12 protein-coding genes are annotated in these 10,345 nt (G+C 71.1%); 7 read left to right on the top strand and 5 right to left on the bottom strand.

Going from position 1 to position 10,345, the window contains the following annotated elements:
- Positions 1-108: 108 nt before the first annotated feature.
- Both DDV73_RS22290 and DDV73_RS22285 read right to left on the bottom strand, forming a co-directional pair.
- The gene (locus DDV73_RS22290) at positions 109-309 is read right to left on the bottom strand and encodes a hypothetical protein (RefSeq protein WP_109509462.1); all 201 of its coding nucleotides are present in this window, start codon (positions 307-309) and stop codon (positions 109-111) included.
- A gap of 152 nt (positions 310-461) precedes the next feature.
- Positions 462-782 (bottom strand): DUF3099 domain-containing protein, encoded by a 321-nt coding sequence (locus DDV73_RS22285; RefSeq protein ID WP_109509461.1) that lies wholly within the window; start codon positions 780-782, stop codon positions 462-464.
- A 100-nt stretch (positions 783-882) separates the two neighbouring features.
- Here DDV73_RS22285 and DDV73_RS22280 point away from each other — a divergent pair, with 100 nt between their 5' ends.
- Positions 883-1,095 carry a dodecin gene (locus DDV73_RS22280; protein ID WP_109509460.1) on the top strand — a complete coding sequence of 71 codons (213 nt, stop codon included), beginning with the start codon at positions 883-885 and terminating at the stop codon, positions 1,093-1,095.
- Here the strand turns inward: DDV73_RS22280 and DDV73_RS22275 are convergent.
- Positions 1,076-3,904, bottom strand: coding sequence for an AfsR/SARP family transcriptional regulator (locus tag DDV73_RS22275; protein ID WP_109509459.1), 2,829 nt, complete (start codon positions 3,902-3,904; stop codon positions 1,076-1,078). The two genes, DDV73_RS22280 and DDV73_RS22275, sit on opposite strands and share 20 nt — an antisense overlap.
- A 196-nt stretch (positions 3,905-4,100) precedes the next feature.
- Between DDV73_RS22275 and DDV73_RS22270 the strand changes: the two genes are divergently transcribed.
- From DDV73_RS22270 to DDV73_RS22255, 4 genes are all read left to right on the top strand, one after another.
- The gene (locus tag DDV73_RS22270; protein ID WP_109509458.1) at positions 4,101-4,589 is read left to right on the top strand and encodes a hypothetical protein; all 489 of its coding nucleotides are present in this window, start codon (positions 4,101-4,103) and stop codon (positions 4,587-4,589) included.
- 78 nt (positions 4,590-4,667) lie between these two features.
- A complete protein-coding gene (fabG, locus tag DDV73_RS22265; RefSeq protein WP_109509457.1) occupies positions 4,668-5,372 on the top strand; it encodes a 3-oxoacyl-ACP reductase FabG in 705 nt (234 codons plus the stop codon).
- A 1-nt stretch (position 5,373) separates the two neighbouring features.
- The gene (gene fabI, locus DDV73_RS22260) at positions 5,374-6,144 is read left to right on the top strand and encodes an enoyl-ACP reductase FabI (protein ID WP_109509456.1); all 771 of its coding nucleotides are present in this window, start codon (positions 5,374-5,376) and stop codon (positions 6,142-6,144) included.
- 98 nt (positions 6,145-6,242) lie between these two features.
- Positions 6,243-6,758 (top strand): SixA phosphatase family protein, encoded by a 516-nt coding sequence (locus DDV73_RS22255; RefSeq protein WP_240617423.1) that lies wholly within the window; start codon positions 6,243-6,245, stop codon positions 6,756-6,758.
- Positions 6,759-6,761: 3 nt separating this feature from the next.
- Here the strand turns inward: DDV73_RS22255 and serB are convergent, their stop codons facing one another.
- Together serB and DDV73_RS22245 are read right to left on the bottom strand one after the other, a co-directional pair.
- Entirely contained in the window at positions 6,762-7,976 is a 1,215-nt protein-coding gene (gene serB, locus DDV73_RS22250; RefSeq protein ID WP_109509455.1) for a phosphoserine phosphatase SerB, read from the bottom strand.
- 46 nt (positions 7,977-8,022) lie between these two features.
- Complete coding sequence (locus tag DDV73_RS22245; protein ID WP_109509454.1) at positions 8,023-8,775, bottom strand: hypothetical protein; 753 nt, start codon at positions 8,773-8,775, stop codon at positions 8,023-8,025.
- A gap of 240 nt (positions 8,776-9,015) precedes the next feature.
- Here DDV73_RS22245 and DDV73_RS22240 point away from each other — a divergent pair, with 240 nt between their 5' ends.
- Positions 9,016-9,816 carry an ABC transporter ATP-binding protein gene (locus DDV73_RS22240; protein WP_109509453.1) on the top strand — a complete coding sequence of 267 codons (801 nt, stop codon included), beginning with the start codon at positions 9,016-9,018 and terminating at the stop codon, positions 9,814-9,816.
- A 41-nt stretch (positions 9,817-9,857) separates the two neighbouring features.
- Positions 9,858-10,319 (top strand): NfeD family protein, encoded by a 462-nt coding sequence (locus DDV73_RS22235; RefSeq protein ID WP_109509452.1) that lies wholly within the window; start codon positions 9,858-9,860, stop codon positions 10,317-10,319.
- Positions 10,320-10,345: the final 26 nt, after the last annotated feature.

Below are 10,345 nucleotides of genomic sequence, written 5' to 3'. Positions count from 1 at the left end.
TTCGTGGTTGTTGCCTCTCTACCCCGGGACTCTGTTGCGCCACGGCGACGACACGCCGCCAACGAGCCTTGACTCCTCAGCGCCAGCCTTAAGTTGACGGCGTTGCGGCTAGACGGGCTCGACCTCGCGCAGGAAGCCGCGGGCGCCCAGGAAGTCCGACAGCGAGTCGCGGTGCTCGGCGCACGCCAACCAGGTCTTGCGACGGTCGGGGGTGTGCAGCTTGGGGTTGTTCCAGAGCAGCGCCCAGACGGCGTCTTGCTGGCAACCCTTCGCCGAGCAGATCACTGGCTCGGCGGCGTCCTCGGTCATCGCCTCTCCGATGGTGGGTACTCGGTCTTGAAATGCGCAGTGCCGGACGGCCACGGGGGAAGCCGTCCGGCACTGCAAGAGCGAACTCAGACGGGGGAGGCTGAGCTCACTAAGTTGATTGTTGCATGACTGCGCCGGATTTCCAACGAAGTCTAGGGTCGGTCCATCTGGCGAGTCTCCGGTGTCTCCAGCTCCGGGTGTGGCGTCGTTCCGGAGACCAGGTTGAACTCCTCGTCGCGACTGTTGACGGCGTTGGCCATCACCACGGCGACGTACGGCAGGAAGAGCGCAGCGGCCACCAGCACCCACCGCAACCAGCCCGGGCCGACGACCACGGCAGCGACGAAGCAGAGCGTACGGATCACCATCGAGATGACGTAGCGCCGCTGCCGCTTGGCGATGTCCTCGGCGCGACTCGGCGCCGCCGTGGTGATTCGAACGGGTGCGTCGTCTCGCTCGTCCCGTCCAGCCATACTGCCCACTGTACGCCGGGTGCGCAGGCGTCCAGCCCAGCGGGACTAGGCTCGACAGGCACGCCCGGCAGCCCGCCGGGCCGACCACCGGGAGTGCCCGATGAGCAACCGCACCTACCGCGTCACCGAGATCGTCGGCACCTCGCCCGAGGGCATCGACCAGGCGGTCCGCAACGGCATCGAACGGGCCAGCCGGACCCTTCGCCACCTCGACTGGTTCGAGGTCACCCAGATCCGCGGACAGGTCAAGGACGGTTCCGTGGAGCACTTCCAGGTCGGCCTCAAGGTCGGCTTCAGGCTCGAGGACGACTGAGCCCGGAGCCGAGCCAGGAGCTGAGCCCGCTCAGGTCGGCGAGGTCGTGGAGCAGGTCGGCGCGGACCAGCTCGGTGGCGTCGAGGATGCCGACCTCGTCGACGATGGCGAGCGCGTTCAGCCAGCAGGTCCGGGCCAGGTCCGGCCGCCCGGTGTCGCGGGCAACCGCGCCCAGCCGGCGCAGCGACACCGCGGCGGCGCCGGTGCCCACCTGCTGCTGATGCCGCAGCGCGTCCCGGAGGTGCCTCTCGGCCTCGTCGAAGTGACCGAGGGACGCCTTGGCCGCACCGAGCTGGGACTGTGCGAAGGAACGCTCGTCGGCCGGGCTGTACACCTTGGCGATCGCCAGCGCGCTGACCGCGCAGGACTCGGCCTCTGCGTAGCGACCCATCCGGTGATAGGTGTCGCCGAGTGCCAGCAGCGCGGTCACCAGGCCTCGTGAGCGACCGAGCCGCTCGGCCAGCGCGAGGCCCTGTTCGAACCAGGCCAGCGCCTCGTCGTACGCGCCGATGCTGGCCAGCAGCTGTGCGAGGTTGTTGATCGCCATCTCCTGGCCCACGGCGTGCTCGACCTCGTCGAAGACGGCCAGGGCGTCGAGGAAGTCACGGCGGGCGCTCGCGGCCTCACCGAGCCGGGCCCAGCTGGTGCCGCGCTGGTTGCGTAGGAAAGCCGCGTCGAGGCGTTCCCCGGCCCGGTCGGCGGCGGTGAGCGCGGCCGACTGGAGCTCGAGCGCCTCGCCGGGTGGCCGGCTGTGCAGCAGGTAGGTGAACAGCTTCACGACCAGCCGGTACGCCGTGACGCCGCTGCCGGCGTCCACCGCGCGGGGCACGATCAGGCTGAACACCGGGCACTCGGTGTCCAGCCAGGCACGTGCCTGCGCCTCGTCGGCGAATCTCAGTGCTTCGACACCGGGCTCCGGGTCGCCGATCGCGACCAGTGCCGCGTCGTCGCCGGTGATCGCGACGTTGGCGCTGACGACCGAGTGCAGGCACCAGCCGGCAAGCCGCGCCACCGCTCGCTCACGCTCGGCGATGGGCAGCTCGGCGGCGAGCTCCACGGCGTACTCGTGGAGCAGGTCGAGCAGCACGAACCTGTCGGCGCCGAGCGGACGAAGCAGGTTGGCGTCGACCAGCCGGTCGGTGAGCCGGCGGGTCTGCGCGACCGACGACCCGGCGAGCGCGGCGATTGCCGGCAGGCTGGCACCGCCGCCCGGGTGGAGCCCGAGCAGGCAGAAAAGGCGTGCGGCATCCTCATCGAGGGCGTGGTAGCTCCACGAGAAGACCGCGCGCAGGTCCGACTCCGGGTCCTCGCCGGCCTGCAGAGTGTCTAGCCGCGCCGCCTCGCCACGGAGCTCGTCGAGCAGGTCGTCGTGGGCACTGCCCGAGGCCCGCCCACACCGTTCGGCGGCTACCGCGAGCGCCAGCGGATGGTCGTCGCACAGCCCGGCGAGCTCGCTCAGCCAGGCGTCCGGGAAAGCGAGGGCCTGGTGCTTCAGCCTGGTCCTGAGCATCGCGACCGACTGGGTGCGAGGCAGCCGGTCCAGCGGTACCTGGGCGGCACCGTCACGGGCCACCAGTCCACGCAGCTGGCTGCGGCTGGTGATCACCAGAGCGCAGCCGGGTCCCGGAAGCAGCGGCCGGACCTGCTGCAGGTCACGCGCGTTGTCGAGTACGACGAGCACCCGGCGGCCGGCGAGCGTGGTTCGCCACAGCGCGCTCGCGGCCTCGAGCCCACAGGGCACCCGGTCGGCGGTCACGCCCAGGCTACCGAGCAGCTCGGTGAGCACCTGCTCGGGTGACATCGGCGAGGCCGGCCCGAAGCCGCGCAGGTCGACGAAGAGCTGGCCGTCCGGGTAGCGCTCGCGGACCTGCTGCGACCAGTGGACCGCCAGCGTGGTCTTGCCGATGCCCCCGGTGCCGTGGACCACGATCACCGGCGACCCGTCCCGGCCGTCGGCAGCGGCGAGCGCGTCGAGCCGGTCCAGCTCCTGCTTGCGGCCGGTGAACCCGCGTGGGCCGGCCGGTAGCTGCTGCGGCACCGTGCCCACGCCCGGATCCGGCTCCGGCGGCGCGACACCGGCCAGCAGCTCGGCGTGGATGCGCTGCAGCCGCGGGGCCGGGTCGACGCCGAGCTCGTCGGCGAGGCGGCGCCGCATCGCGTCGTACGCCTCGATCGCCTCGGCCGGCCGGCCTGCCGCGGCGAGCGCGTCGAGCAGGCTCGCCCACAGTGACTCGCGGAGCGGGAAGCGGGCCGCCTGCTCGCGAAGATCGCCGAGGCTATCGGCCGCGCGGCCGGCCGCGATGTCGCGAGCCGCCCGCTGTTCAAGAGCGGTCAGATAGGCCTCGACCAGCTGGGGCGCGGCTTGCTCGCTCAGCCAGTCGGACAGCGGCTCGTCGAAAGGTGTACCGCGCCAGAGGCGGATCGCCTCGTGCAGGCGCGGCTCGGGGTCCTGGTTGCTGGTGGCTTCGACGATGCGCAGGAAGCGGAGCGCGTCGACCTGGTCCGGCTCGACGTTGAGGACGTAGTGGCCCGATGTCGTGCTGACGGCGCCGCGGCCGAGCGCTTGGCGGACCCGGAGGACGTAGGTCTGGAGACTCGCTCGGGCGTTGCCGGGCAGGTCCGCTGCGTTCCAGAGCCGGTCGATCAAGGCGTCCGCCGACACCGGCTTGCCGGCTGAGAGAGCCAGGATGGCGAGCAGGGTGCGCGGGCGCCTGCCCCGAACCTCCACCTCGGCGCCGTCGACGGCGACCTCGAGCGGGCCGAGCAGTCGAACCTCGATCTGGGGCCGTGCAGTCGCCAGCTGTGTCACCGATCCTCCGCCCGAGCGTCGTCGTCGATCCGAAGTACATGGAGCAGCGTGTTGGTGCCGCAGATACTCCTGTCGCCGATCTATCCGATCAGAAAGCTTCCAGACAGAACCTCGACAGACAGCATCTCTAGCGTCAGTGACCCGAGTCCGACTCCGTCAACGGTACGGACGGGCACAACGCAAAGGGGAGCTGAGGATGAACCTGAGTCGCATCGCTCGCACGTTCGCGGCACTGGCACTGACGCTCGTCGCATTCGCGACGACCGCCGGTGCCACCGCCGCGACACCGGACGACAGGGAGCTGCGCGTCGGTGCTGCCGCACCCGCGGCGATCCAGTACGACGAGACACCGTGCCTCGGCGAATGGTGGCACGCCGGTGTCAACAAGGTGGTACAGACCTGTCCCGACTGGGGCCCGGCCGGCGGCCCGTGGGGTGACCGCCGGATCCCGGTCTACGACATCTACACCCGTCAGGTCATCGACACCATCTATGCCCCGGGTGACGACTGGTACGAGTGCCAGGCGCAGCTGACCAACATCGAGGTCTTCCGGTACGGCAGCTACTACAACGACCACTGGGCGCACACCAAGGGCGACGGTGGCAAGTGGGGCTGGGTGCCGCAGGTCTTCTTCAAGGGCGGGGGCAACATGGAGGCCGACCGCAAGCTGCGGTACTGCTGGTAGGCATGCCGACGCAGGGTGGGGCCGGGACCGCCCCACCCTGCGTTATGTCTACCGAGGGGTAGTCGCTAGCGTCTCCGCGTGAGCAGATCAGTCCTCGTGACCGGTGGCAACCGCGGTATCGGCCGCGCGATCGCCCAAGCCTTCCTCGATGCCGGCGACAAGGTCGCGGTCACCACCCGCAACGGCGGCGCGCCCGACGGCGCGCTCGACGTGCGCTGCGACATCACCGACCAGGCCGCGGTGGACGCCGCGTTTGCGGCGGTGGAGGCCGCCCACGGGCCGGTCGAGATCCTGGTGGCCAACGCCGGCATCACCAAGGACACGCTGCTGCTGCGGATGTCGGAGGACGACTGGTCCTCGGTCATCGACACCAACCTCACCGGCTCCTACCGGCTGGCCAAGCGCGCGGCGAAGGGCATGCTCCGCCAGCGCAAGGGCCGGCTGATCTTCATCTCCTCGGTGGTCGGGCTGCTCGGCTCGGCCGGCCAGGCCAACTACGCCGCGTCCAAGGCCGGCCTGGTCGGGGTGGCCCGCTCGCTGGCGCGCGAGCTCGGCTCGCGTTCGATCACCGCCAACGTGGTCGCCCCCGGCTTCGTCGAGACCGACATGACAGGCGTGCTCACCGACGAGCAGAAGGACGCGATCAAGGCGCAGGTGCCGCTTGGACGGTACGCCGCGCCCGAGGAGATCGCGGGTACCGTCGTCTGGCTGGCGTCCGACGCGGCGGCGTACGTGACCGGAGCGGTTATCCCCGTCGACGGCGGGCTAGGGATGGGACACTGACATGGGCATTCTCGACGGCAAGCGGATCCTGGTCGCCGGGGTCACGATGGACTCCTCGATCGGCTTCGCGGTGGCGAAGTACGCGCAGGAGCAGGGCGCGACCGTGCTGATCTCGAACTTCGGCCGGGCGCTCGGCATCACCCGGCGGATCGCGAAGCGGCTGCCGACCGAGCCGCCGGTGCTCGAGCTCGACGTCACCGACGAGGAGCACCTGGCCGGCCTCGCCGATGCGGTCCGCGAGCACGTCGACGGCCTCGACGGCGTGGTCCACTCGATCGCCTACGGCAACCCGGAGACGCTGCTCGGCGGGAAGTTCCTGACCGGGCCGTGGCCGGACGTGGCGCAGGCGGTCCAGGTGTCGGCGTACTCGCTGATGTCGCTGACCCAGGCATGCCGGCCGCTGATGTCCGAGGGCGGCTCGGTGGTCGGAATGACGTTCGACGCCACGGTCGCGTGGCCGGCGTACGACTGGATGGGCGTGGCCAAGGCCGGCCTGGAGTCGTGCTCTCGCTACCTCGCGCGCGACCTCGGTCCCGAGGGGATCCGGGTGAACCTGGTCAGCGCCGGTCCGCTGAAGACCCTGGCGGCGAAGGCGATCCCCGGCTTCGAGGAGCTCGAGTCGATGTGGAGCACCCGCGCGCCGCTGGGCTGGGATGAGAAGGACCACGAGCCGACCGCGAAGGCCGTGGTCGCGCTGCTGTCCGACCTGTTCCCCGCCACGACCGGCGAGATCCTGCACGTCGACGGCGGCTTCCACGCGATGGGCGCCTAGGCGCGAGCGCAGCGAGCCTGCCTAGGCGAAAGAAAGTTCGCCCGCCGAAGGCGGTCAATGCAGTTGGCTCCCCGCAGGGGTGGTGGGAGAGTGTGCCCGTGCCCGAGTCTCCCCGCACTTTGGTCGTGATGCGTCACGCCAAGGCCGAGCCGTTCGCCGACACCGACCACGCCCGGGTGCTGAGCGCGCGCGGCCGCGCCGACGCCACCGCCGCCGGTGAGTGGCTCGCGGACCACGACGTCGTCCCGGACCTGGCGCTGGTCTCGGACGCTGCCCGCACGCGGCAGACCTGGGAGGCCGTGTCTGCGGCTGCCGGGTGGCTGACGGAGGCGACGTACGACCAGGCGCTGTACGACGCCGGGCCAGAGTCGACGCTGGACATCATCCGCCTCGCGCCGGCCTCCGCGGAGAGCGTGATCTTCATCGGCCATAACCCGACCGCCGCCTATCTCGCGCAGCTGCTCGACGACGGCGAGGGCTCCGCGGCGGCGATCGCGTCGATCAGCGAGGGCTACCCGACGAGCGCGCTCACGGTGTTCGAGTACGACGGCGAGTGGGCCGCGCTGGAGCACGGCACCGCCCGGGTGACAGGCTTCTACGTCGGGCGCGGCTAGCGGCTAGAGGAGCGGCGGGGCGGGCGTGACGATGCCGGCCTCCGCGTCGGCCGCCTCGACCTCCTCGCGGGAGATCCCGAGCAGGTAGATGATCGCGTCCAGGTATGGGACGTTGACGGCGGTGTCGGCCGCCTCGCGGACCAGCGGCTTGGCGTTGTAGGCGATCCCGAGCCCGGCCGCGTTCAGCATGTCGAGGTCGTTGGCGCCGTCGCCGATCGCGATCACGGCCGCCTCCGGCACACCGGCCAGTCCGGCGAACTCGCGGAGCGCGCGCGCCTTGCCGGCCCGGTCCACGACGTCGCCCAGGATCTGGCCGGTCAGCCTGCCGTCGACGATCTCCAGCTCGTTGGCGCGCGCGAAGTCGATGTCGAGGTCGTCGGCGAGCCGGTCGGTGATCTGGCTGAAACCACCCGACACGATCGCGAACCGGTAGCCGAGCCGCTTGAGCGTGCGCACCATGGTCCGGGCGCCCGGCGCGAGCTCGATGGCGTCGTACACATCGTTGAGGGCTGCCGCGTCGACGCCCTTCAGCAACGCGACGCGGGAGCGCAGCGACTCCTCGAAGTCGAGCTCACCGTTCATGGCGGCGTCGGTCACCCGCGCCACCTCGTCCTCGAAGCCGGCGTGCGCGGCGATCATCTCGATCACCTCGCCCTGGATCAGCGTGGAGTCGACGTCCATCACGATCAGGCGCAGTGCGCGGCGCAGCAGGTTCGCGGGCTGGACGGCGACATCGATGCCCTGCCGGGCCGCCTCCTCGGCGAGCATCGTGCGCAGCCGGTCGGGGGAGACGCCGGACACGTGCAGGTCGATCGCGGTGATCGGGTAGCGCGCCATCCGCTCGATCCGGTCGATGTTGGCACCACAGTCGGCGATCCGGCCGGCGACCGCGGCCATCGCCGACGCCTTGAGCGGCAGGCCGATCACCGTGACGTGGCTGCGGCCCTCCATCCGGGACTTGTTGTCGCCGGTGCCGCGGTCCACCTCGGCCGTCATGCCGAGCTCGGCGGCGACGTCCTCGATCGCCTTGCGCAGCCGCTTCCAGTCCCGGGGAGCGGTGACCAGGACGCCGAGCACCAGGCGCCGCCGGAGCAGGATCTGCTCGATGTCGATCACCTCGACCCCGGCCTGGGCGAGGGTGGCGAAGATCGCCGAGGTGACGCCTGGCCGGTCTTTGCCGGTCAGCGTGATGAGGAGGGTCTTCGACTCGTCGGTCATCGCGTGCCGAGGTTATCCCCGCAAGGGGGTGTTGAGGTGAACGCTTTCACGGCGTGGACGGTGCCTCGTCCGGCCAGGCCTCGGGCGAGCACGCCGCCACCAGCGCCCGTCGGGACGCAGCCGCGAGGGGGAGCAGCGCGGCGCGCCGCTCGTCGGCCTGCTGGGCGCTGACCGCCGCACCGTCGTCCTCGAGAGCGAGATCGACCAGCGCCAGCCCGTGTACGCCGCGGCCGGCCAGCGCGACGGCGGCCGTCGGCGTGCCCGGTGGCCCCACGGGTACGGCGGCTCGACGGAGGTTGAGCAGCGCGTCGGCGACCGCAGGCCGCCAGCGGGCGACGTCGAGGCCGGCGAGCCGGTTCGCCGCCTCCAGGACCGCGGCCCGGTAGCCGCGGCCGGCCTCGCCGAGGTCAATCAGCTGGCGAGACCGGGCCGGCAGACAGAGCCACACGACGCCACGGCCGGCGCGCACCGGGACCAGGCCGAGGCCGGATCCCGGGAGCACCACCGCTTCACCCTGGTCGAGTGCTGCCACGTTGAACTCGGCCGGTCCGCCCAGGCCGACAGGGTCGCCCTCGGCGGGATAGGCGAGGCCCGCGGTTGTCGCACCCAGGTTGCGCAGCGTCCCGAGGCCGAGCAGGAGTGGGGTCAGCTCGTCGTGGCCGGGCAGGTCCGCGATGTGGTGGCCCGCGTCGTCGGCGACGACCGCGTCAGCCACGTCGTCGGGCGCGACGTCGCCGCGCAGCCACGCGGCGTACCACCAGGCCAGGCGTGCCGAGTCCGGAAGGAGCAGCGGGGTCACGGGAGCCCAGCCTAGATGAGTGATTCCAGGGGCTCGCGCGCTGCGCGTCGTTCATCACGCACGCTGGCGGCGTTGCCGTCGCTCGACGGGCCGCCGGCCCGCCTTCGCTCCGGCGCCTTGCCAGCGCACGCGCTGAACGACGCTCGCATGCACGACCCCCTGGAATCACTCATCTAGCGGTCGACTGGGGCCCCCGAGTGGGTGCGGGACCTTATACACCCTGTCGCTATGGTTCTCGCCATGACACCTGTGCTCGAGCTGACCGGTGTCACCGTGCGCCGAGGCCAGGCCACCTTGCTCAACGGGATCGACTGGACCGTCGAGGAGGACGAGCGCTGGGTGATCCTCGGACCGAACGGCGCCGGCAAGACCACCCTTCTGCAGGTCGCCTCCGCCCAGGCCCACCCGACGGCCGGCGTGGTGAAGATCCTGGGGGAGACGCTCGGCACGGTCGATGTCTTCGAGCTGCGGCCGCGGATCGGCCTGACCAGCGCCGCCCTGGCCGAGCGGATCCCGCGGCACGAGCGGGTCCAGGACCTCGTCGTGTCCGCGTCGTACGGCGTGGTCGGGCGCTGGCGGGAGAGCTACGACGGGACCGACCACGAGCGCGCCCAGCAGCTGCTCATCGAGCTCGGCGTCGGGAAGCTGCTGGAACGGAGCTTCGGCACCCTCAGCGAGGGGGAGCGCAAGCGGGTACAGATCGCGCGGGCCCTCATGAGCGACCCGGAGCTGCTGCTCCTCGACGAGCCGGCAGCCGGCCTCGATCTCGGTGGCCGTGAGGACCTTGTGTCCACGCTGTCGGTGCTCGCAGGGCACCCCGAGGCGCCCGCGACGGTCCTGGTCTCGCACCACGTGGAGGAGATCCCACCGGGCTTCACCCACGCCCTGATGCTGCGCCGCGGCGAGCTGATCGCGTCCGGCCCGATCGAGGAGGTCGTGTCGACCGCGACGCTGTCGGCGACCTTTGGGATGCCCTTGGTCCTGAGCTTCGACGAGGGTCGCTGGGCAGCCCGCCGTCGTACCCGTCGGCAGACCGTCTGACCCGGTCACCGGTTGTCGGCACAGAGGGCTAGGGTTTCCGCATGGACTGGCTGCGTGACCACATGTGGGAGACCTGGCTCGGCCTGGCCATGCTCCTTGCGGTGCTGGAGATGTTCAGCATGGACTTCATCCTGCTGATGCTCGCCGCCGGCGCCCTGGTCGGCATGGGCCTCGCCGCCTTCGACGCTCCGATCGTCGTCCAGGTCCTCGGTGCGTCGGGCGCCTCGCTGGCGATGCTGGCCCTGGTCCGCCCCAACATCGTCAAGCGCTTCCACCAGGGTCCTGACCTGCAGCTGGGCCACACCAAGCTGGTCGGCAAGCAGGCGATCGTGACCGAGCGGATCACCGGTCACGAGACCGGCCGGATCAAGCTCGCCGGCGAGACCTGGTCCGCCAAGCCCTACGACGAGAGCCTGATCATCGAGCCAGGCGAGACCGTCGACGTGCTCGAGATCCGCGGCGCCACCGCCTACGTCCACCCGCTTCCTCGCCTCGAGTCCTGACCAAACGAGATCTAGAACGGAGTCAA

Origin of the sequence: Nocardioides speluncae (assembly GCF_003121585.1) — a bacterium.
Classification (GTDB): Bacteria; Actinomycetota; Actinomycetes; order Propionibacteriales; family Nocardioidaceae; genus Nocardioides; species Nocardioides speluncae.
The sequence above is the reverse complement of the archived record's forward strand: the minus strand, read 5'-3'. Positions and strand labels throughout refer to the sequence as shown.

Coding starts and splice junctions, on each gene's coding strand:
- DDV73_RS22290 (WP_109509462.1), bottom strand. CDS start 309: ATGACCGAGGACGCCGCCGAGCCAGTGATCTGCTCGGCGAAGGGTTGC.
- DDV73_RS22285 (WP_109509461.1), bottom strand. CDS start 782: ATGGCTGGACGGGACGAGCGAGACGACGCACCCGTTCGAATCACCACG.
- DDV73_RS22280 (WP_109509460.1), top strand. CDS start 883: ATGAGCAACCGCACCTACCGCGTCACCGAGATCGTCGGCACCTCGCCC.
- DDV73_RS22270 (WP_109509458.1), top strand. CDS start 4,101: ATGAACCTGAGTCGCATCGCTCGCACGTTCGCGGCACTGGCACTGACG.
- fabI (WP_109509456.1), top strand. CDS start 5,374: ATGGGCATTCTCGACGGCAAGCGGATCCTGGTCGCCGGGGTCACGATG.
- serB (WP_109509455.1), bottom strand. CDS start 7,976: ATGACCGACGAGTCGAAGACCCTCCTCATCACGCTGACCGGCAAAGAC.
- DDV73_RS22240 (WP_109509453.1), top strand. CDS start 9,016: ATGACACCTGTGCTCGAGCTGACCGGTGTCACCGTGCGCCGAGGCCAG.
- DDV73_RS22235 (WP_109509452.1), top strand. CDS start 9,858: ATGGACTGGCTGCGTGACCACATGTGGGAGACCTGGCTCGGCCTGGCC.